Here is a 23,733-nt window from a genome sequence, read left to right on the forward strand (position 1 = left end):
ATCTAAATAAAATTCACATAAACTAGCTCTATCTTTAATTTATATTTTAAAGTTACAAATTACTTCTTAAGAATAATAAAACAAAAAAGAGATTATATTGAGCTCAATATAATCTCTAAAAATCTATTTATATAAAAATTATTATTAATTTAACATCTTTTCAGTAATAAATTGAACTTCATACTGATCAACTACTCCATCAAGATTTAAATCACTATTTATACTTAACTCATTGTCATTGTCTACATTTCCTTGATATCTTGAAACAAGAGCTAAGTCACCTAAATTTATTACACCATCCTTATTTATATCTCCAGTAAATTCATCAATAACTAGCTTGTTAAATCTATCTAAGGCATTTTCTAAGTCCTTAATAATATTTTTAACTTCTTCTTCTGAAGAATTCTCATTATTATAGACTCCTTCTGCACTGGTAATAAATTTTTCTAAATCAGCTTTTGCACCAATATGATAATTACCTATCTCCATACCTTCTACTGCATTTGATAAATCCTCTTTAGATGAATCTATTAATTTCTTTAAGTCATTTTTCACATTATAATCTATGCCATTTACTTCAACCTCATATATTCTAGCAGCACCGTCGCCCCCTTGTGTTGACTTATCAACTTTTAACTTCACATATCTTCCTTTAACAGGTTTAAAATTATCTAATGATGAAGCTCCCTGATTATCATTCTTTTTATAAACCTCTTCAAAGTTCTCTCCATCACTACTAACAGATAAAGTATATGCTCTAGTATTCATGGATTGGCTTTCCCCACCAGCTTGAGCATGCTTTATTCCCACACTTCCTATTAACTTATCTTCTCCTAAATCTATAGTTATCCAATGTGGTCCATTTCCAACAGCACACCACTTTGTATTATAACTACCATCAACTGCAAATCTTGGAGCCTCACTTCCACTAACATATCCTGAAGCCGTAGTAGATTTATTTAATGCCATATTATAAATGTTCTTGGCATCTTCTGTGACTACTATACCTTCTTCCATAATTTCAATGTCTTCTCCTGATGAATTTTTAGCTTTTAAAGTAACGGAATAAACTCCTTCTTTTTCATAGGTTACAGTAGGATTATCTTCTGTACTAGTTTCTATATTAGCTCCTTCAAATACCCACTCTACATTCTCAGTTACCTCACTACTAGTATTAGTAAATGTAACACTCTCTCCTGGTGCTACTAAGGTTTTAGATACTTCAAATTTAGCTTCTGGAGCCGGATATTCTGGCCATTCTAAGGTAGCAGTTTTACTATTTCCAGATTCATAATTTTTATTTATGGCAACAACTTCTATATCAGTATTGATTTCTTTAGAATTTACTCTCTTTAGATTTCCTACAAAGTAACTTGTATTTGGTGTTGCTCCTAAAAATTCTTTACTTCCATCTTCATTAACGCTGTAAACTTCATAGTGATTAATATTTTCTTTATTTCCATCTATAGTCCAAGAAAGTCTTAATCCAGCATTTATTCCTCCATTAAATTCTGCTTCATCTATAGAGAATGATTCTATATCTGCAACTTCACTGTGGTTATTATCTTTAACTGTTATATTTCCTAAATTAACTTTTATATTTTCTAAATTAGTATCACTAGATAACTTATAAGATATATTCTTTATTGATTTTCCTTCAAATGGTGACATATTATAAACAACCTTTGTCCAATCTATTCCTAAGTCTTTATCACCCTCTATTATTGCTTCACTTCCATCATGGAATTGTAAGACTAAATCAAGTTTAACCCCTTCATTATTTGCTTTAGCAACTGTTGAGAATTCAATATTTGATGGTATTAATAAATCTGCACTATATAGTTTTATTGTGGAAGACTTATTCTCACTTAAATTTCCTTCAAGCTTTATTGAGTTTCCTCCATAATAAGCTGTTTCAAAATCCATATCGGCTTTTAATAAGTTACCATCTTCATTATTTATTATCCACCTATAGGTAGGCATAATATCATTTAAACTTCTATTATTCCAAGGCTCCTCTGAAACAACTTCTCCATCAACATAATATGCTTCTCCATTTCCCATTGAAAAGTTTGTTATGAAAGGAATTGAATTAACTACTGTTTTCTCAACAGCATAATTTGAAAGTCCTCTCCAAGTTGAATTTGAAGCATTACTTAAAACTTCTGATGGGTCTCCCATCTTATTTACCCAAAATGTACTTTCTTTTTCCATAAATTCATCCTGTGAATTTGAAGAAAAATAAGTCCAACTTGGACAATATAATCCCAATGAAACGTATGGATTTTTCCCATTAGGAGCAAATTGATCCCAGCTTATTCCTGTGTTATATCCATTGGCTTGGACATCAATTCCTGCATATAAATCATATGGGTCAATTCCATTGTTGTTTGCGTAATCTCTTGAATTTCTTAAAAGATTTCCATAGCTCCACCAGAAATTTAGAAACATACTATCTGAAACCTTATTCCCAGCATCATCTACCATAAACATTTTGTTTCTATCATTTAATTGGTTTTGCCATGATATGCTTCCTGAATTTGTCATAGAATCATACCACATAATTTCAATGCCTTCTGGTGCATTTTCTTTAAAATATTTTATAAACTCTTGCATATCCTTTGCATCTTGAGAATTACCACCTGCTGTTTCTTGATTTATAAACCAACCATCGAATCCATATTCTACTGCTACTTCAATTAATTTATCAGCCATTGGAAAATTACCATTTTCATCTTTTTGAATAAATTCTTTTACCCAACTAAACTTTCCACCATAAGCTCCAGGTGGAAAAAATACTGTACCTAATACAGGAACTCCATTTTTATGTGCTGAATCTGTTACATCTGCACTTGGTGGAACTATTATTCCTTCTCCAGCTGACCCTCCCCAATATACTAATGAATCAATATATTGCCAATATGAAAATGTGTTTGAACTAAATTCATTAAAACCTTGAGACGGATTTCCAGTAGTACTCTCATTCATGATAGATAAGGCTGCTATTTTAACATCTTTACTTTGATTCTCATTAACAGTTTCTAAACGATCCTTATCTACTCTTTCAGCTAATGGAATTGTACTTTTATTAAAAACAGCATCTTTATCATTTTCTGGACTCCAATTTAACAAATCTTCTGGAAACCAATAAGATGCTATTGGTTGATTTGAAAACTCCTCTCTAGATTTTACTTCCCTCTCTGAAGAAACGTTAATATTACTTTCACCTGTTATGCCTTTAGCAAACGTTGTCATAGGACTTAATGCAACTGAACAAGCAATTATTGAACAAATTAGCTTTTTTTTATTCATTCCACCCTTTAATAACCTACACATACATTCTTTTCCCTCATTTCACATAATATTTACTTAACATAATATGTATATTATTTAAAGGTTCAATTTAGAACAAATAATTATACCCATATCTATTCTACTTTTAATTTTAACAATTATAATTTCTAAACTAATTTATAGCTATTAATTTATCTTGTAAATACCAAAAGAGGCTATATCAAAAAAACTTAAGATAAAGTTTATAAATATTCTAAAATTCCTAATCTATTTATAAGACTTTATTTTTTTATTTTGATATGACCTCTTTCAATCATATTTAAATTGATATTATTTTTTAAGATTCATAAAGTTCTATTGGTAATCCATCTGGATCACTAAAAAAGGTAAATCTCTTTCCAGTAAGCTCATCAACTCTTATGTCTTCAACTTCAATACCGTTACTTAAAAGATTTTCTACTTCTAATTTGATATCATCAACTTTAAAGGCTAAGTGTCTTAATCCACAAGCCTCTGGATAGCTTGGTCTTTTTGGAGGATTTTTAAATGAAAATAACTCTATTTGACATTCTCCAATCTTTAAATCAAGTTTGAAAGAATCCCTTTCTTCTCTGTAAACTTCTCTAATTATTTCAAGACCTAGTATATTAACATAGAAATTTTTAGATTTCTCATAATCTGAAGCAATAATTGCTACATGATGTATCTTCTTTAAATTCATTTAATACCTCCTCATTAATATAAACTAATTACTCAACTCTACTTCTATATAAGTATTAATTTTTATCTATTCATTTAGATATAATTAAAAGTTAATACCATCTTTAAAACATATTTATCATCAAATATTAATGTGTTCCGTGAACAATTTTAAATCCTTCTTTTTCTAAAATTCTTTCATGCTTTTTATAGTCATCACATTCAACTTCTATACAATGAGATATGTGTATTGTTTCAACACCATTCTTTTTTAATTGCTTTATTTTATGTATCCAATTTTCCCCTTCAACTAATGTATCCTTGCAGCCAACACAATAAAAGAAACTAGCTAAATCCTCTTTATTTTCTCCATAAATACTGAAGGCCGCTGTTGAATTATTATATGCCTTAAAGCACCCTGATGCAGCACACTTTCCTATCATTTTTCTACATGCCATTATAGCTATGCTCATTAAATCATTCCTTCCATTCTGTTATACACAGTTATTATACCATATGTTTTAAATAACACCTCAATAAATAGAAGGCGTCTTTTTACTTCTTTCAGAAGTGTCAATTCAAGATACCAAATTGAAAAATTGAACTTTTACTTAAAATTAAGCTATGTCTTAAGGACTAGCTAAGAATAAACACTGGTTTAAACCATAGCTTATTTTTAATTATAAAAAAGCTATATCAGAAACCTCTTAAATAAAATTATTGTAATTGGCTTCTAATATAGCTCATATATTATGAAATTTAATTAAGTGGCAATTTAATTACATAGCTTTTTTAAATATAGCTATTACTTCTTCTAAATTTCCTTTTCTTGGATTTGTTAATGCACAAGCATCATTTAAAGCATTAGTAGCTAAAGTTTCGAAGTCACTTTCTTTTACTCCTAATACTCCAAGACCTTCTGGGATTCCTACAGTTTGAGATAATGATTTTATCATATCTATGCAAAGATCTGCGCCTTGCTCATCTGTTAATCCTTCAATATTTCCACCCATTATCTTAGCTATTTTAGCTAATCTAGCGGCACTTGTAGCTTTATTGTACTCTTGAACATGTGGTAATAATATTGCATTACATACTCCATGAGGTAAGTTATAGAATCCACCTAATTGGTGAGCCATAGCATGAACGTATCCTAAACTTGCATTGTTAAATGCCATTCCTGCTAAGTATTCAGCATAAGCCATCATGTCTCTCGCTTCTACATCTTCTCCATTTTCAACAGCCTTAACTAGGTAAGTGCTTATAAGTTCTATAGCTTTCTCTGCGCAAGCATCTGTTATTGGTGTAGCCGCTGTTGAAACATAAGCCTCTATAGCGTGTGTTAAAGCATCCATACCTGTAGCTGCTGTTAATGATTTTGGCATAGCAAGCATTAACATTGGATCATTAACTGCTATAATTGGTGTTAAATGTTTATCAACTAAAGCCATTTTTATATGTCTTTCTTCATCTGTTATAATAGCGAATAAAGTCATTTCACTACCAGTACCAGCAGTTGTATTTATACCTACCATTGGTAATTGCGGCTTTTTAGATCTATCTACACCTTCATAGTCTTTAATTTCTCCACCATTAGTAGCTAATAAAGCTATTCCTTTAGCACAGTCATGAGCTGAACCTCCACCTAATGATATAACGAAATCACATTCTTTTTCTTTTAATAGGGCTAAACCATCATTAACATTTTTAACTGTTGGATTTGGTTTAGTTTCATCATATATTGCATATTCAATATTTTTACTATCTAAAACATCTGTTACCTTTTTAACTATTCCTATTTGTCCTAAAACTTTATCTGTTACTATTAAAGCTTTTTTAAATCCTAATTCTGCAACTTGTTCTCCAGCGTCTTTTAAGCAATCTGCTCCCATTAAACTTATAGCTGGCATAAAAAATTTATAACTCATATTCTCTTCCTCCAAGTCCTTCTCTCAAATGTATTCCCAATATTTATCCCCAAGTTATAATTTAATTTTAATTTAATGTTAAAAATTTAACTAATCGATTTTTTCAAAAAATATCTCATTTTTAAATCGACATAAATTGACAACCTTATCATAGCTTATATATTATTTATTATGAGGTGAATTTTATGGACAGATTTGACAGACAACTTGAGTTAGCAGATGGTATAGAAACTGAATATTTAAGAATTCTGTACTACACCTTTGATAAAAATTATAAAGATACATACAAATCCTATGAATATAAAAGATTATGTACCATAGTTGATGGAGAAAAAAATGTACGAATTAATAATGGAGAAAATATAACCTATGATTCATCTAAGTATATGCTCCTTCCTCCTAATTCAAGTGTAGAAATGAAAATTGAAAAGCCAACTAGGGCATTAGTTTTAGAATTAAATGAAGATTTAATAAATACAGTTTCAGAAAAACTCTCTTATGAATTAGATACAGATTTTAAAAACTCTAAACTAGAAAAACCTTTTTTTAGTGAAAATAATGAATTGATAGAATTGACAACTAAAAGAATTGTAGAAACTGCTACCAATGATACTACTCATAAAGAATTCTTACTTGATTTATATGCTCAAGAAATAACCTATAGTCTATTAAATACTAAAGGTGCTAAAGATATTATTTCTAATGATTTTAACAATCCAATAAGTCGTTCAATTCAAATAATGAAATCAAACTTAAAAAACAATATAACAGTTTCAGAAATTGCCTATGACCTTAATATGTCACTTCCTAGCTTTTCTTCTAAATTTAAAAAAGTTATGGGAATGACTCCTAATGACTATCTTACAAACTTAAAGCTTAATGAAGCTGCAAGACTTCTTAAATTAAGCTCAGTTACTGAAGTGGCATATGATTTAGGTTATGAAAACATTTCTCACTTCATAAGATTATTTAAAAAGAAGTTTGGACTAACTCCAAAACAATATTCTCTAAAATATGCTAAGGAAGGAATCAAAATTTAATACTATTTCAATTTATTTTTTAGTTGAATGTTGATTTTAGCTAGCCCTTCAAACCTAATTAATTTCTCAAAGAGTTTCTATTATCTATTCCAAAATAATAGAAACTCTAACTACTCATTAAGATGGTACTACAGTTCTATCTAAAATCAACATTAGTTTTAAAAATAACTTTATTTAAAAAATAAAATAACTGTATCAAAGCTTAAAATAATAAAACTTATAAATAATATGAAGAGAATATCTATATGAACTTTAGAATTTAAGCCATTACGTAGAAGATTTTGCGTTAAGAAGCGAAGCTGTTTGACCAACAGGAGTTCTGAGCTTTAGCAAACTCTTCGTAGTAATTGCTATAAATTCTTAGTGAAATCTAGTAATTCTCGGAATATATTTATAAGTTTTATTTTAAGTTACCTTTGATACAGACCCTTTATTTTAAAGTTTTATTACTTCTACTTTATATCCATCTGGATCAGTTACAAAGTAATATGTTGCAGCGCCATCTGAAAGACGTTTCATAGGTGTAACTTCATATCCTAAAGCTATGTGTCTCTCTCTTTCAGCTTCTACATCTTCTACTCCAACTGCTATATGACTAAATCCATTTCCTAAATCGTATGGCTTTTCTTGATCATAATTATAAGTTAATTCTACTTCATACCCATCTTCTTTATCTGAAAGATAAACTAAAGAGAACTTGTACTCTGGGTAATCTTTTCTTCTTGTTTCCTCAAGACCTAACGCCTCTTTGTAAAACTTTAAAGATTTATCTAAATCTTTTACTCTTATGCATGTGTGTAACATTTTGCTTGCCATTTTATACCCTCCATTATTATAAATAATATTTTTTATTATATATTACCATTTATGTACTATTACATCTATAAAAAAATCTATAGATAACTTTTAAATAACTATATAAAAATAGTATAGTTATTTCTAATATTATCTATAGACATATTTTTCAATATATTTATTAAGTTATCTAGTTATAATTCTTTTACAAGAAATTTATTTAATGAGAATTTGTATAAAATAAAGGACATAACTACTGCTATTACTGATAATATCCCTATGATAAGTGGTAATGAATTTAAAATATTTGAAATATCATAATTTATACTTTTTAAGAACTTTTCCACTAAAGAAAGTCCTATTATTAGAATAAATAACGGAATACTTCTTAAATAAGACATTGTACTACTTTCTGGATATACTATTGCCATACTAAATGTTATTGATGCGTATATATAGAAAAGTATAAATGCTAAAAGCAGGTTTAGAGAATTTACAATAATCTTTTCTCCAACGATAAAACTTACGCCTATACTAGCAATTATATTAGGCAAAGCAAATATTAAGAAAATTATTATAGGTAATATGAAGGCTGTTCCTACTACCTTTCTTGCATCGATTGGTAGTGATCTTAATAACCTATTTGTCATTGTCCCTTTATTGGTATTTTTAGCTACTATAAGATTAACACTAATCATTGAAGCTAATAAAGTAAAATAGATAAATATACTATTTATTAAAAACTCATAACGTTCTTTTGGTAAATCTATAAAAAAAGGAGAATATCCGAAGGCCATTGCAAAGATATATAGTATAGCTAACACTCTTATATTCTTCAAATCTTTAATTATTAAATTTTTCATATTACTTCACCTCACTTTTTTTATAAATAATCATAGAAACGATTAAAGATATTATTAAAGCTATTAGTCCAAATATTAACCCATATCCTCCTCTAGTAATATCGAATAAAGCCTGTAATTTTACATTTTCAAGACAATTAAATAACATTGAACCCATTATGGTTATTATCATGATGAAGATTATATTAAATACTCTATAAAATTTATAATTTATAACTAAATATATAGGTAAAGTTATTGCCACATAAAATAGTTGAATTGTTATACTAGGAAGTATCTCTCTTAATGTTAGCGTAAAGACATTTCCTGAAATCAAACCTAATATTGTACATAAAAAATATAAAAAGACATTAACTACTACCATATAAACTAATGTTGCTACATATTTACTAAAAACATAATCTGTTTTTTTCATTGGTAATGAATTTAGATATACATTGAATTTTGTTTTTCGTTCAACTTCAATTGGAATTATCATAAAATAAAATACGATAAAAGTTCCCATAGTGAACAAATAATTTAATCCTTGAGTTAATGCGAAAGTAACTCCTAGTAAAAGCATAACTATAATTGAACTCTTAATATATTTCTTTTGTATAAAAAAATCTAACTTAATCAATTCTTTCATACTATTTCACATCCTTTTTAGAGTAATAAACAACTATATCATCTAAAGTGGCTTTTTCAAAAATAATACTATCTTCACATATTGATTTTATTTTTCTCATATTCTTAGTTAACCCTTCAAAGTTATATCTTGTTTTTCTTAATCCAATTAATTCTTTTTCAATATCCTTATTTAAGGCATCTAAAGCACCTTTAACTATGAAATACTCCTCTAATAAAAGGTCTTTTTCTTTAGAAAATTCAATTTTCCCTTTATTTATAAATGTTATATAATCAGCTAATCTTTCAAGATCTGTTGTTATATGAGTTGAATAAAGAACTGAAACTTCTTCTTCACCTATTATTTCAAATAAAATATCAAGAAGTTCACTTCTAAAAACTGGATCTAATCCTGATGTTGGTTCATCTAATATTAAAAGTTCTGCTTTGTGTGAAAGTGCTATTGCTAAAGAAAATCTCATTTTTTGTCCCTTAGATAATTCTTTTAATTTCTTCTTTTCATTTAATTCAAATCTACTTATATAATACTTAAATTTTTCTTCATCCCATTTAGAATAAAAAGGTGCAATAATATTTTTATTTTCCTTTATAGTAAAATCCTCAAAAGCACAACAATCATCATAAACAAATCCAACTCTATCTTTTATTTCTATTTCATTTTTCTTAATATCCTCACCAAAGATATCTATCTCTCCACCATCTAGATGTATTAAATTCATGATTGCCTTTATAGTGGTTGTTTTTCCGGCTCCATTTGGACCTATTAACCCCATTACAAAGCCTTTAGGTATATTAAAACTCACATCTTTCAAAGAAAATTCTTTATAATTTTTACTTATATTCTTTACTTCAAGCACATTTTCCATATAAATTTTCCTCCTTAAACCTATCCCTTATTTTTTTTATAATTCCTTCAAAGTCTTAAGCATTCTAACTAGTTCCTCAAAGTCTAATCCTATGCTATTTGCTATATCTATTGCTTCACTAAATTTTTCTTCTATCTCCCTAAGTTTTTCTTCTATTAAAAGCTCTTTGTTTTGCTCTGCTACATATGACCCCTTACCAGGCAGAGTATATATAAATCCATCTCTCTCAAGCTCTTCATAAGCTCTCTTAGTTGTTATTACACTTACTCTAAGTTCAGAAGCTAAACTTCTTATTGATGGTAATGATGAATTCTCTTTTAATTCTCCTGATAAAATATCATTTTTTATAGCCTTAGCTATTTGTTCATAAATGGGTACCCCTGAAGTGTTTGAAACTACTATATTCAAAAACTCACCTCTTTCTGTGTATATACTGTATATATTCTTTATATACAGTATATACACCAATTCCATATAGTGTCAATATATTTTTTTAAATAAAAAAAGAGGTGCACAAAAACGTGCACCTCTTCGGTTTATATTATTATTTATTTTCTTCTATTAACTCTTCAATTTTACATTTGCATCTAGCGCCTCTACAAGCACCTGTTCCTGCTCCTGTTTTTTCTCCTACTTCTTCAAAAGAAAGAGCTCCATCTTTTATTGCCTCAACTATCTTCTCTTCTGAAACACCTTTACATAAACAAACATTTGCCATAACAAAAATTCTCCTCTCATTTTACCTGTATATTTTATATTCTTAATTTTTATTCTTAATTAATAATCTTTATCTTTAAACATATAATATCAGATAAAAATACTCAACGCACACATTATTTTAAGCTATTTTAAATGTTTTTAGATCATTTAGTTAAATTAGGATTGTTTTTCTTAATTATTCTAAGGTTTTCTTTTTAAAACTTTCAATTCCTATTCTATCTATAAAATCTCCTAGTTTTTCACCATCTTCTGCTTCTCCTTTGTAGACTTCAAAAATTTTATCCACAATTCTTAAAGCTTCTTTTTCATCTACATCCTTTATTAGTATATCCGCCATTCTAGGATTATATCCTGCTGAACCGCCAGCAGTTACTAAAAATCCTGTTTTATCAGCTATAACTCCAACATCCTTTGAATATACACTTCCACATGCATTTCTACATCCAGCAACTCCTATTTTAGTTCTACATGGCATATCCATATGCTTATATTTGTTTAAAAGTTTCATTCCAGTACCTATAGTATTGAATTTTGATCTTTTGCAGAATCCAGCTGGACACATCTCTACATTTTTTACTGAATTTTGTTTTTTAACAGCTGGTTCCATACCAAGTTCTTCCCAAATTTGTGGCAAATCTTCTCCATTTAAATTTGTTATTAGTATTCTCTGTCCTGAATTTATTTTAATAACTCCATTATATTTCTTAGCTACCTTAGCTATTTTTTCTAGTTGCTCAGGTGAGATAAATCCTCCTGGTATATGTGGAGTTATTCCAAAAGTTCTTTTTCCATCTCTAACCTTTTGTAAATTCCCATAATGAGTTCCACTAACCATCTTAGGTATTCCTATTCCTATGCCGTCCATAAAAACTCCTCCTCTATATAAAAACCTATGTAAAATATTAAAATCAACTTTATTAATGTTAGTATACACTAAAAAATCTTTTCCAAAAGTAACTCAGGTTACTAAGTTGATAAAAAACATGTTAATTCTAAATAAAATTTTATTTTTTCTCTTAACCTTATAAATTATACGAAAAATAACTCTTATCTTTTATTAGATCTATTAATAATAAGAGTTTTTTTTTTATTAAATTATCTTATATCTGACTAATTGGTTTTAGTAAAAAATAAAAAAGAATGTATCAAATAACTTAAAATAAAACCTATAATGCATTAAGATATTTTCCTAATACTATTTATGAGATTTATTATTTTAAGTTTTGATACATCCTATTTCTTAATCTCTCTTAACCCTTTTAAATACATTAGTCTTGTAAGATTGATTAAAGAATATAAATTATCTAATCCACTCTATAAAGTTATTATTTAATAAACCTATAATTTTAACTCTCCTATAGGCTTATCATTTAGACTTTATTTTAAACTGGTGTAATTTTTAACTAGGTCTAAAGAGCTAACTAAAAATCAACATTCACCTAAAGCAGAGCCACTCTTTATTATTTTTCCGTCTTTAAGCTCTATAAATTTATCTGCTAAAGCTTTAGCATCCTCTCTATCATGAGTGACAAATATAGATGTTATACCTGCCTTTCTCAATATTTCCTTTATCTCACTTCTTATTTTTTCTTGAAGATCTGCATCTAAATTTGAAAAAGGTTCATCTAATAACAATACTGAAGGTTTTGGTGCTATTGCTCTAGCTATGGCTACTCTTTGTTGTTGTCCCCCACTTAACTCATAAGGATACTTATCTTTATGCTCAATTAGGTTTACAAGGGTAAGCATTTCTGTGGCAATATTTTCTTTCTCATCTCTACTTTTTCCTTTTAATCCATACTGTATATTCTTTTTTACAGTCATATGAGGGAATAAAGCATAGTCTTGAAATACCATTCCTATGCCTCTGTTTTCTGGCTCAATAAATTTACCACTAGAAAAAACTATCTTATCACCAATTTTAATAGTTCCTCTATAAGCCTCTTCTAAACCAGCTATAATTCTTAGCATAGTACTTTTTCCACTACCACTTTCACCTAAAATAGCAAGTATTTCTCCCTTTTCTATTTCCATATTAAAATTCTCTATAGTATCTTTTTTAGAATTTCTATATTTAAAATGTAAATTCTTAATTTCTACAAACATTAAGCTTCCTCCTTATCAGCAACCTTATATAAAACATATATGGCAATAAAACTAACAAAAACTATTATTAAAGAAGGTATAGCTGATTCTGGTATCATTTCATCATTTGCATATTCAAATACCTTTGTTGATAATGTATAGAAATTAAAAGGTCTTAAAGTTAAAACTAAAGGCAATTCTTTTATTATATCAACGAAAGTTAAGGCAAAAGCCCCCAAAATCGCTGGTTTTAATAGGTGTATATCAACTTTAAAGAATGTTTTAGTAACTCCATACCCTAAAGTTCTAGATGCCTCAGTAAACTTATTTCCTATTTTCTCAAAACCACCTTCTATATTTTGATATCCTATTGCTAAAAATCTTACAACATATGCAAAAATCAACATTATTATACTAGTACTTAAAGCTAATCCTTTTATTCTACTATCTATATCCACAAAGAAAAGAATCATAGTTATAGCAACAACAGCTCCAGGAATTGAATATCCCATAAGTGTTACCTTTGCATAAGCCTTAGATAAAATTCCATTTCTAGTTCTAACATAATTAGCAACTATTAAAGCCATGATTACTATTAATAAACTACATCCTACTGCAAGCATTACTGAGTTCATTATCATGCTTAAAAATTGATTATAATAAATATTTTTATAACTCATAAATGCCCATGCTATCATTTGCATTACAGGGATCATAAATCCTAAGGCAAATATTATAATCACATAAGTAGTTGCTAAAACTCCTCCTAGTCCCTTTAGCTTCTTTCTTTTTATAGGTCTAACTTTTGTATTAGTAAAACTATATTTTTTTCTTCCTCTTAAAGCCTTTTCTCCTGAAAGTATAATGAATACAACAACCATAAGCATTCCAGCTAACCTTATAGCCGAATCAACATCTCCTAGAGAAATCCAACTTTTAAATATAGCTGAGCTGAATGTTTGAACCCCTAAATAAGAAACAACTCCATAATCACTTAAAACTTCTAAGGCTACTAAAGTAGCACCTGCTACTATTGCTCCCCTACTTATAGGCATAATAACTCTAAAGAATATTTCGATAGAATTGCTTCCTAAAAGTCTTGCACTTTCTATTAATCCAGCGGATTGTTTCTCTAGAAATGCTCTAGTAACCATATAAACATATGGAAATAAAAATAAAGTAAATATGAATATTGCTCCTTCAATTGACATAATATCAAAATACTTTTGATTTACTTCCATACCTAGAGTATTTCTAAAAAATCTTTGTATAACTCCAGTATAGCTAACCATTCCAGCATAAGTATATGCTCCAATATATGGTGGTATAGCTAATGGAAGTATTAAAGCCCATCTAAAGAATTTTCTAAATGGGAAATCATATGCTGATACAAGCCACGCAAGAGTTACCCCTATTATCACAGTTAATATTACTGTAAATACCACAACTATAATAGACGTGGTTACATAATCTTTTAGTAAATATTCTTTTATGTGATACCATGTTTTATTAGGCTTTTGAAATAAATGAATAATTATGTCTATATTAGGAAGTACAATCATCAAACTGATGATTGTACTTAAAATTGCCCAGCCATTAAATCTAAGCTTTTTCATTATTTCCACCCAACTTGGTCGAAAGTTAGGACTGCTTCTTCTTTAAAATCTCCTAATGTTTCAAAATTAACATCTTGAACAGTGAAATCTCCCCAAGATTTTTGAAGATCAGTTTTTTCTACTTTTTTATTTAATGCAAATTCTCCATTTTCCTCAGCATATGCTTTTTGAGCCTTTTCTTCAGTTAAGTATTCTAATAATGCTACTGCATTATCTTTATTTTTAGAATTCTTAGTTATAGCCCCAAAACTTAAATTCATATGTGTGTTTTCTGGGAATAAAACACCTACTTCTTTTCCAGCCTTTGCTTCCTCTTGATCTGATGATGTTATCATTTTAGCTATGTAATATGAATTCATAACACCTACATCACCAATTCCAGCCATTATAGCTTTAGCTTGATCTCTATCATTTCCTTCTGGAACTCTTGCAAAGTTATTAACCATTCCTTGAGCCCATTCCTTTGCTTTTTCTTCTCCGTTTAATTGAATAAATGATGAAAGTAAAGCTACATTGTATGATGAACTTGAACTTCTAACTAAAACTTTATCCTTAAATTCTGGCTTTGTTAAATCCTCATAAGTCTTTATTGATTCTGGATTTACTTTATCTTTATTATAAACAATCACTCTCGCTCTTGAAGTTAATCCAACCCAGTCTTTTCCTCTATATTCTTGTGGTATATTGTTCTCTATTTTTTCTGATGATATCTCTTGAATTAAATTTTTTCCTTTAAGTAAAGATATATTTTCAGCCCCCACTGTTAAAAATACATCTGCAGGTGAGTTTTCTCCTTCTCTAGCCATTCTTTCTATTAATTCATCACTTTTACCATCAACTAAATTTACCTTTATTCCTGTTTCAGCCTCAAAGTCATTAAATAGTTTTTTATCTACATCATAATGTCTTGCTGAGTAAACATTAACCACCTTTTCTCCTGATGCATTAGATGTATCTTGAGCTTCTGCTTTTTTAGATGAACATCCTGCTAAAATCCCCATAGCCATTATAGCTGTTACTGTTAACGCAACTAATTTTTTTCTTCTTAACATTTTATTTTTCCCCCTTAATTTATCCTTTAGTTTAAAATTTAGAGTTTACAAATTTACTCTAAATTAAGCCTCTATTTTTCCTGTCAGTTATCAATTCTAAGATTCCAACTTATTTGAGCTGTCACCAAGAATTGCTATGCTCCAAATAAATTCGACTAAAATTCAAAGTTCGCAAAACTTTTCTGAATTAAGTCTCATTTTAAATAAATCGATTACTAATTAGATGATAATGATTATCGTTATTTTAGTCAATGATTTTTATTATTAACGGATAAAAATTTTCACTTAGTACATATTATTGGTAAACTTTTCTTAAAAAAACTTTTAACATTATTATTTTTCTTATTAAAATAGTATTTAACATAAAACTTCTATTTAAAATTTTTTTCTAACTTATAAAAACAAAGAGCCTATAAATTATTTATCATAATTTATAAGCTCTTTAATCATTAAGTGTAAAACACTTTATCTATTTCAAATGAACTTTAATTCACTTTCCTTTTTAGTTATTTAATATAACATCTGAGTTAAAACTATCTGAATTGTTTAAACATATCTTAAGCTTTTCTATTCTCTTCTTATTTGTTTTACAAACTTGGAAAGAAAGATTGTTATATTCAACCATTTGATTTTCACTTTGCGGAATATTTCCTATTAAGTTAACAACAAAACCACCAATAGTCTCTATATTTTGACTTTCAAGATTTAGGTTTAAAAAATCATTTAATTTGTCTAATGTTAATAAACCATCAACTACATAGGTATTATTATCTATTTTATCTATGAAGTTCTCTGAGTCGTCATATTCATCTAATATATCACCCATAACTTCCTCAATTAAGTCTTCTATAGTAACAATTCCAGAAAAACCACCATATTCATCTATTATTACAGCCATATGTTGCTTACTATCTTGAAGTTCTTTAAATAAATCATCTATAGCTTTATTTTCAAGAACAAAGTAAGCTGGTCGTATTAATTGATCTAATTTAATGTTATCAACCCCAACTTTTACAACAGCTTCAAAAAAGTCTTTTAGATAAAGTATTCCTACTATATTATCTCTAGTTTCACTATAAACAGGAACTCTTGAAAATTGCTCACTTATAAGTTTCTTAGCAATTGTTTCATTTGGAGTTGATGATTTTATAGCAAAGACTTCTCCTCTTGGAGTCATAACTTCTTTAACAACTTTGTGATCAAATTCAAATATATTATCTAACATATCTTTTTCGGTTTTATCAATTACACCATTTTCTTGTCCTATACTTATCATAGATTTTATTTCATCTTTAGATACACTTTCTTGGCTTTCAGCTTTATTTAAACCTAAAATCATTATAAAAAAGTTTGTTGATGCTGAAAGAATCTTTACAAATGGTGTTGATATTTTAGAAATAAAATTGATTGGTCTTATAGCCATTAAAGCAATTTCTTCTGGCTTCTGTAATGCAATTCTCTTTGGAAGTAATTCTCCAAATACTAAAGTTATATAGGACAAAAGTACAGTTATAAGTATAACTGATATCTCGTTGCTATATGGAATATTTAGCTTGTACATGAATTGCGCTAGAGTTTCTGAAATGCTAGTCGCTGCTGATGCACTGGCAAAAAATCCTGCAAATGTTATTCCTATTTGAATAGTAGATAAAAAGTTGCCAGGTGATTTTAAAACCTTTCTTAATAAAAGTGCTTTTTTATTACCTTTCTCTGCAAGCATCTTTATCTTAGATTTATTTACAGATACCATAGCCATCTCTGCAGCTGCAAAGAATGCATTAATTAAGATAAGAAATAATATTAGAATAATTTTTGGTAAAATACTGGGACTCGGGTCCATCCTTTAACTCCTCCTCTAAAAAAATGAATTTTGATTTATTTATCTTATTTACCATTTCAAAACTTATTGTTAAAACAGTAACAATAAGATATTCAATTTTAGACCATAATACCATACTGGTACGTTTTATTCAATTATATAATATGCACAATTTAGCCTAAATTATACTAAATAAATAATTTAAGTCACTTATATTATTTATTACATATACTTGAAATATAATACTCTCATATTTAACTTATATGATCTTTCCTACATATAATAAAATAAGACTTAATTTATCTTAAGTTTTCACTATTTTAGAAGTTTAGTTAACTTTCTCTAAAATATATATTTGCTTATTAATAATTTTACAAGCTGTAGCTTTCAAGTTTATAAGGACTTAATCATTCCCCCTATTCCCTTTTTTATAATAAATAATATGAGTAAGGTGGTTTATTGTGAAAGAAAATTTGAATCTCTTTAAATTCATTCTTGGAACAACTATTCTCTTGTGTAACACTGGCAAAGATATAATTCTAAATTCAATAAAATACACCAAAACAACATTAAAAGCTAAAATATATAGAAAGAGGAAATAATGAATAGAATTCTAATAATCATAACTAACAAATTCAAATAGAAATCTATAAATAAAAAATTATTTATAGATTTTTATTTACAAGCTTATAATTAAATAAAATTTAATATATAGATCAAAATATTATATAATTTTTATTTAATATAAATGTATATAAAGCTTATTGATAGTATATTACATTTTCTTAGAACAAACTTCAAAATATGTTTCTATAAGATAAATATATTAAGTAATAATTATTATTGATTTTTTTATACTGTATAGTATAATTTAATTAAACGAAACGAAAAATTTATTGGGAGGTACTAATTATGAGTTTATCAAGATTAATCGAAGAAAAAAGAAAAGCTAAAGCAAGAGTAGAAAGAAACAAAAAAGCTAAATTTGCAGTAACTGGTGCAGCTATTGGAACATTAGCAGGGGTATTAGGTGGTGTATTATTAGCTCCTAAATCAGGAAAAGAAACTAGAAATGATATAAAAGAGGGTTCAAAGAAAGCAGCTCAAAAATTAAATGATAAAACTTCTGAATTAAGAGAAAACTTAAATACACAAGTTACAAAAGGAAAAGAAAATGTTTGTGAAGCTAAAAGCAAAATAAGAGAATACCTTAATAGCAAAAAAGGTACAAACACTAAGGAAGCTGTAGAAGAAAATTTAGACGAACCTGTTGAAGTTGCAGATGAAATTGCTGCTACTGAAACTGAAGAAGTTAAAGAAGATAAATAGTAGCCTATGTATATAGATTTAAATGTAATTTATTTATTGTTAGCTGTATTAGGTTGTGTGGCTATAGTTTATTTAATATTAACTTTAAATAAAGTATTAAAGTTAATATCAAATATAAATAGCCTCTTAGATCAAAATAAGGACAACCTAAATAAAACTATTCAAGATCTACCTACTATAGCTAGCAATCTTAATGATACATGTCAAAACGTTAAGGATATATCAGATGTTGCAACTGAAACTACAGCAGAATTAATCGTTGCTAAAGAAAATATAGAATCTAATGTTGAAACTGTAAGAGAAATAGCTAAAATAATTAATCAAATTTTCTTTAAAAAATAAAAGAACCCATTCCAATCTAAATCTCTGAAGATTTCTTTGGAATGGGTTTTTAATTAACCAAGTTTTTCAAAGCCTAAATTTTCAAAAAAGCCTACAGACTTATCATTATCTGCCTCTAAATTAATTCTAGTAGCGCCCTCTATATCATTAACTATTTTATATGCCTTTGATATAAGCACCTTACCAAAGCCTTGTCCCTGATATTTTGGAACAATAGCTAAATATTTAATCTCTTGAACTCCTATCTCTTCTGTGGCACTAGGCAAAACCATAACGGTTCCTATTCTCTCACCATTTTCATTTTCAAGAAATGTACATCTTTTTGAAAATTCCCTTCTAAATTTATCAACTTCCTTAAAAACAGCTCTTACAGCTAACTGATAATCTTTAAATGCACCTGCTGAATATTGAATATATGCCCAGTTATTCTCATCACCAGGTCTAAATTCAGTGAATCTATACCCACTAGGCAGGGAGGTACTGTAAATTTTTTCTAGTTTATTCTTTGCCATAAAAGACTTTTTACTATTTTCTTTATTCTCCATTTCCTATCCCTCCTATAAAATCTTATATTAAGAAATATAACAAATCTTATTTTACTTATATGTATGATTACTCACAGAAAAAATGAGTTTTTACTATGTAAAATTTAATTAAGGCATCTCTTTTAAGTGTTTAGTTTAAAATCTTATAATTTTTTAAATAATAATTTTAACTTACTAATTATAATATGAGTTGCCATAATCATTTACATTAAATTATAGAGCTTTTTTAACATGATTTCCAGTAACTTATTCTTCATTAAAAACCATGAATACTCACTTTATGAATATTTATCATATTATGCTACTTAATCTCATTGTATTTTTTTCAAATACTTGAAATTATAAACTTTATCTAGAAATTAATATCTTTTTTAAGTTTAATGATTACTCTTCAAATAATTTTATAAAAATTAAAGGTTCTTATTAAGCACTATTTAATATAGTAAGACTTAATAAAAACCTTCTCTAATAACAAAATTTAACTTCTCTTATTATTTATTTTTAAAATAAAAATTAATATAATATTTTTCCTGTAGAATCCAAGTATGAATAAGTTCCATCCTTATCTACTAAGATAACATCTTTTGATATAACCCTTATATCACTATATTCCTCTTCTAAAATTACACTGCCGTCCTCTTTAAGTAACCCTTTTTTTCCCTCTTGGTTAACAGAAACTATTAATCCACTAGGAGAAACTTCTAAAGAAGCATAATCCTTCTTCTCAAGATTCTTAATTTCTTCTCCCTTAGTATTTATAACAGACATATATTTTGATTCTCCATCTAAAATATCAACAACAGCAAGTCCACTGTCACTAAATCCATTTATAGATATGTTATTTTCAAAGTTTATTTCACTTTCTATTTCATTTCCCTCTTTATCAATTATTATATGCTTTCCGTCTTTTCTAGCAAATGCAAAGCCCTTATTCATTTCCGTTACTCCATCAAAGTCTGGCATTATAGCCCAAGCTCCTTCTTTGTCTAAAAAGCCTATTCCTGTTTCATCTAGCCTTGCAGGTGCTACCCCTTCATTCATTGGCCCAACGTAAAAATATTCTATTGGAACTATAACTTCTCCCTTTTCATTTAAAGCTCCACAAAGATTTCCTTTTGACACCGGAATAAATCCTTCATTCATGGTTCCTATAGAAGTGTACTCACAAGGTACTATTTCATTTCCATCAGGGTCTAAAAGCCCATACAATTTATTTTTCTGAACTAATATATATCCATCTCCAATATCTGAAGAAATAACATCATATCTTCCTGGTTCAACCACAACTTCACCATCAATATTTATTATTCCAGTTGATTTTAATGTTTTACCAGACTCAGCTAAAGACTCTATGGCTTCTGTGGTATTTTCATTAGTTAAAATTTCATTAGCTAACTTTTCATACCTTATAAGCTTATCACTTAAAGGCGATAAGACTCCGTCCTCTTTCTCTACTAGTGTTTTCCCTCTTTGATTTATGATTTTATATTTATCACCATCTTTAACACCAGCCATTCCGTAAGTAAACTCACTACCTTTCTCAAATTTAAAATCTATAGATTTTTTCCCATTTTTATCTATATACCCAATTTTTCCTTCATATCCTTTTTCCATAAGTATTTCTCCATCTTCTGTTATACCAAACATTCCTGGCTTAGAATTTCTTAAAGATTTTGTAGACTTATCCTCTGTTACAATATAAAGTTCATCTTCTGCTTTTTCCTTAGCACTGCTTGTTCCACAACCAGTTAATACTGATGTAAATAATATAGTAGTCATCGCCATACAACAAATACTTTTTAGTCTCATATTAAACTCTCCCCTTAAATATACCCTCCTATTATTTTAATTAACTTTTGTCTCTTAAAATATTTATCTCTTAGCTTTTTACAAAAATATTTTATGTAAAGTTATATTTGCATACATATTTTCTTCTTTCTTTTGTAGTTAACATATATCCATGGTTGTTTACTAAAAAGTTTAATGCAAGATTATTAAAATTTTCAAAAGAATCAATATTACATATATGACCACAATTTTTAAAAATAACAATATCTTCTTTTGGTACAAACCTTTTAATAGTTGGCAAGAAAACATGATCTTGATCTCCCATAATAAAAATCTTCTTAATATGACTTTTACTATATTTATAATTTTCCAAGTGTTTCCTCATAAGTTCAACCCATCTAAAACATTCATTTTTATCTAATTTTTCAGAAGCTTTTAAGAATATACTTCTTGAAAGCTTATGATTTTTACATGGCATTGACATATAAGCTACAATTTTATAAAAAATTTCTCTTGGAATAATATTCTTGGCACAAATAGCTAAATTTAAACAAAGTTTAGATTTTAAATTCATTCCCACGATTCCTCCACCTAATATCATTGAAGAAATTCTCTCTGGAAAATATTTTTCAAACTGCATTGCAACTATAGTACCAAGAGATATACCTAATACATTTACTTTTTCTATATTCAAACTATTTATTACCTCTATGATATCCTCACAAATGTATTTAAAGCATATTTCACCTTTAGTTTTTTTCATATTTTCTAAAGTATGATTTTGTGAATTTCCATGGCCATGAAGGTCTATTAAAAGCAAATTATAATTTTCTGAAAGTACATCTACTTGCTTTTTAAATATATTTAAATTCCCACCTATTCCATGAAGCATCAGAATCCATTCTTTATCATTGTGGAGATATTTATTATTTACTACCTTATGATATAGCATACATATTACACTCCTTAATATTCTGATTTAAAAGCTTTTCACATTTTGTCTTATGATCTAGTAACTCTTAACTTTAATTAGAAAAATTAAAAGTCATATTATTTAGATAAATTCGGCTAAAATTCAGAGTTCTCAAAGCTCTACTGAATTAAGTCTCATTTTATATTGCTTAAATTCTATCACCTTTTGTGGTGGTATGTAGCAATATCTATGATATTTGAACAAAATTTTACATAGCATTAACATTGTTTAAATCTATGCAATATTACCTTATAGTAACTAAGGTTATTTCCGGTCTGTTTTTAATTCTTATCCTAAAAAATTTATTTCCAAGTCCTCTACTTAAAATCATAGAAGAATCTCTCTCTATAAAAATCCCCTTTTTTCTTTCCATAAGATTATTAAAAATATATCTATTTATTATTCTGCTATATCCTGAAAAAGTTATATCGCTACCCCACTTTACATAAGCTTCAAAATTTATAACATCATTTGTTAAGACAATATTGAACTCACTTCTATTAGGCTCCCCCAATTTATTTTCTATCTCTTCCCTTGAAAAAGTAATATCATTATTCTTTTCTTTGAAAGAGTATTTTTTTATTTCATCTTCCCCTATAAGAATCCCATAAATATTTAATTTATCTTCCTTTTTTATTAAAGAAACTTTATTATTGTTTAAAAGTATTATTCCAGCTTCTTTTAATTTTTCTAAATAAATTTTATATTTATTATTCTTTTCATTCTCTAAAGTAAGTGGGCTTTCTATTGCATAATAAATTGGATAAAAACTTCTTAATTTTTTACAAAGCTCTAAAAAAACAAAATCTTTATCTAGTCTAGCTGTAAGCATATTCCCTGTAGTAACTATAATATCTGGTTTTAAAAGTTGTATTTTCTCTATAAGTCTATAATTATCAATTCCGAAACTTTTGCCATATAAATTATTTAAATGTAATATTTTAAATCCCCTAAAAGCCAAGGGAGTTTTTCTAGTAAATAACTCATATTCTTTTATTGCTATACTATTATTTTCATATATTAAATAAGTAGTTGCTGCAATACCTAAAATCGAAGTGATCTTCAACCAATCCGAAACCTCATTCATATTAACCTCTTATTTTTTTGTTCTTATATTTTATATATGTAAATATTTTTTTATTTAAAACTTTTAATCCAAATACATTTTATTACATTTATTCAAATTTATTGATTTTTATGGTATTATTATTTTAAGACAGGAGGTGCCTTGTTGCAATTCATATTCTTTTATCTAAAAACTATAAATTATATATTACTTTTAAAATTAAAACTAATAAGTTTTTAGATAAATTTGATAAAATTCAATATAATATTTAAGGCAACATAATATT

22 protein-coding genes are annotated in these 23,733 nt (G+C 27.6%); 3 read left to right on the forward strand and 19 right to left on the reverse strand.

The features are described 5' to 3' along the window. Window positions 1-144 precede the first annotated feature (144 nt). From OIF33_RS11900 to yiaY, 4 genes are all read right to left on the reverse strand, one after another. Window positions 145-3,312, reverse strand: a complete 3,168-nt coding sequence (locus OIF33_RS11900) for an endo-beta-N-acetylglucosaminidase (RefSeq protein WP_322504477.1) — start codon at window positions 3,310-3,312, stop codon at window positions 145-147. Between the two features lie 319 nt (window positions 3,313-3,631). Next, window positions 3,632-4,015 (reverse strand): VOC family protein, encoded by a 384-nt coding sequence (locus OIF33_RS11905; protein ID WP_322504478.1) that lies wholly within the window; start codon window positions 4,013-4,015, stop codon window positions 3,632-3,634. Window positions 4,016-4,142: 127 nt separating this feature from the next. Further along, a complete protein-coding gene (locus OIF33_RS11910; RefSeq protein WP_322504479.1) occupies window positions 4,143-4,466 on the reverse strand; it encodes a CGGC domain-containing protein in 324 nt (107 codons plus the stop codon). 306 nt (window positions 4,467-4,772) lie between these two features. Beyond that, window positions 4,773-5,921 carry an L-threonine dehydrogenase gene (gene yiaY / locus OIF33_RS11915; RefSeq protein ID WP_322504480.1) on the reverse strand — a complete coding sequence of 383 codons (1,149 nt, stop codon included), beginning with the start codon at window positions 5,919-5,921 and terminating at the stop codon, window positions 4,773-4,775. Between the two features lie 185 nt (window positions 5,922-6,106). On the opposite strand from yiaY, the gene OIF33_RS11920 reads away from it, so the two are divergent. Continuing rightward, window positions 6,107-6,961, forward strand: coding sequence for an AraC family transcriptional regulator (locus OIF33_RS11920; protein WP_322504481.1), 855 nt, complete (start codon window positions 6,107-6,109; stop codon window positions 6,959-6,961). Between the two features lie 435 nt (window positions 6,962-7,396). On the opposite strand, the gene OIF33_RS11925 is transcribed toward OIF33_RS11920, so the two are convergent. The 11 genes from OIF33_RS11925 to OIF33_RS11975 all read right to left on the reverse strand — a co-directional run bounded on the left by OIF33_RS11925 (window position 7,397) and on the right by OIF33_RS11975 (window position 17,425). Continuing rightward, a complete protein-coding gene (locus OIF33_RS11925; RefSeq protein WP_322504482.1) occupies window positions 7,397-7,777 on the reverse strand; it encodes a VOC family protein in 381 nt (126 codons plus the stop codon). A 173-nt stretch (window positions 7,778-7,950) separates the two neighbouring features. Beyond that, a complete protein-coding gene (locus OIF33_RS11930) occupies window positions 7,951-8,619 on the reverse strand; it encodes an ABC-2 transporter permease (protein WP_322504483.1) in 669 nt (222 codons plus the stop codon). 1 nt (window position 8,620) lies between these two features. Then, window positions 8,621-9,247, reverse strand: coding sequence for an ABC-2 transporter permease (locus OIF33_RS11935; RefSeq protein WP_322504484.1), 627 nt, complete (start codon window positions 9,245-9,247; stop codon window positions 8,621-8,623). A gap of 1 nt (window position 9,248) precedes the next feature. Continuing rightward, window positions 9,249-10,112, reverse strand: a complete 864-nt coding sequence (locus OIF33_RS11940; RefSeq protein ID WP_322504485.1) for an ABC transporter ATP-binding protein — start codon at window positions 10,110-10,112, stop codon at window positions 9,249-9,251. Between the two features lie 36 nt (window positions 10,113-10,148). Next, window positions 10,149-10,520, reverse strand: coding sequence for a GntR family transcriptional regulator (locus OIF33_RS11945; RefSeq protein WP_322504486.1), 372 nt, complete (start codon window positions 10,518-10,520; stop codon window positions 10,149-10,151). A gap of 136 nt (window positions 10,521-10,656) precedes the next feature. Then, entirely contained in the window at window positions 10,657-10,830 is a 174-nt protein-coding gene (locus OIF33_RS11950; protein WP_322504487.1) for a (2Fe-2S)-binding protein, read from the reverse strand. 177 nt (window positions 10,831-11,007) lie between these two features. Beyond that, window positions 11,008-11,697, reverse strand: coding sequence for an NAD(P)/FAD-dependent oxidoreductase (locus OIF33_RS11955; protein WP_322504488.1), 690 nt, complete (start codon window positions 11,695-11,697; stop codon window positions 11,008-11,010). A gap of 563 nt (window positions 11,698-12,260) precedes the next feature. Next, entirely contained in the window at window positions 12,261-12,938 is a 678-nt protein-coding gene (locus tag OIF33_RS11960) for an ABC transporter ATP-binding protein (protein WP_322504489.1), read from the reverse strand. After that, window positions 12,938-14,533 (reverse strand): iron ABC transporter permease, encoded by a 1,596-nt coding sequence (locus OIF33_RS11965; protein ID WP_322504490.1) that lies wholly within the window; start codon window positions 14,531-14,533, stop codon window positions 12,938-12,940. Before OIF33_RS11965 ends, OIF33_RS11960 begins: the two co-directional genes overlap by 1 nt. Beyond that, entirely contained in the window at window positions 14,533-15,585 is a 1,053-nt protein-coding gene (locus tag OIF33_RS11970; RefSeq protein ID WP_322504491.1) for a Fe(3+) ABC transporter substrate-binding protein, read from the reverse strand. The genes OIF33_RS11965 and OIF33_RS11970 overlap by 1 nt, the downstream gene beginning before the upstream one ends. Before the next feature lie 502 nt (window positions 15,586-16,087). Then, window positions 16,088-17,425 carry a hemolysin family protein gene (locus OIF33_RS11975; RefSeq protein ID WP_322504492.1) on the reverse strand — a complete coding sequence of 446 codons (1,338 nt, stop codon included), beginning with the start codon at window positions 17,423-17,425 and terminating at the stop codon, window positions 16,088-16,090. Window positions 17,426-18,316: 891 nt separating this feature from the next. Here OIF33_RS11975 and OIF33_RS11980 point away from each other — a divergent pair. Together OIF33_RS11980 and OIF33_RS11985 are read left to right on the forward strand one after the other, a co-directional pair. Beyond that, complete coding sequence (locus OIF33_RS11980) at window positions 18,317-18,733, forward strand: YtxH domain-containing protein (RefSeq protein ID WP_322504493.1); 417 nt, start codon at window positions 18,317-18,319, stop codon at window positions 18,731-18,733. A 6-nt stretch (window positions 18,734-18,739) separates the two neighbouring features. Continuing rightward, window positions 18,740-19,075: a hypothetical protein gene (locus OIF33_RS11985; RefSeq protein WP_322504494.1), complete on the forward strand. Its 336-nt coding sequence runs from the start codon at window positions 18,740-18,742 to the stop codon at window positions 19,073-19,075. Between the two features lie 53 nt (window positions 19,076-19,128). Here the strand turns inward: OIF33_RS11985 and OIF33_RS11990 are convergent, their stop codons facing one another. The 4 genes from OIF33_RS11990 to OIF33_RS12005 form a co-directional block, all read right to left on the reverse strand. Beyond that, window positions 19,129-19,620 (reverse strand): GNAT family N-acetyltransferase, encoded by a 492-nt coding sequence (locus OIF33_RS11990; protein ID WP_322504495.1) that lies wholly within the window; start codon window positions 19,618-19,620, stop codon window positions 19,129-19,131. A gap of 513 nt (window positions 19,621-20,133) precedes the next feature. Next, entirely contained in the window at window positions 20,134-21,429 is a 1,296-nt protein-coding gene (locus tag OIF33_RS11995; RefSeq protein WP_322504496.1) for a WG repeat-containing protein, read from the reverse strand. Window positions 21,430-21,520: 91 nt separating this feature from the next. Further along, window positions 21,521-22,360 (reverse strand): alpha/beta fold hydrolase, encoded by an 840-nt coding sequence (locus OIF33_RS12000; RefSeq protein ID WP_322504497.1) that lies wholly within the window; start codon window positions 22,358-22,360, stop codon window positions 21,521-21,523. A gap of 265 nt (window positions 22,361-22,625) precedes the next feature. Next, window positions 22,626-23,468, reverse strand: a complete 843-nt coding sequence (locus tag OIF33_RS12005) for a hypothetical protein (protein ID WP_322504498.1) — start codon at window positions 23,466-23,468, stop codon at window positions 22,626-22,628. Between the last annotated feature and the right edge of the window lie 265 nt (window positions 23,469-23,733).

Source organism: Clostridium sp. LIBA-8841 (assembly GCF_034439435.1).
In the GTDB taxonomy this organism is placed as follows: domain Bacteria; phylum Bacillota; class Clostridia; order Clostridiales; family Clostridiaceae; genus Sarcina.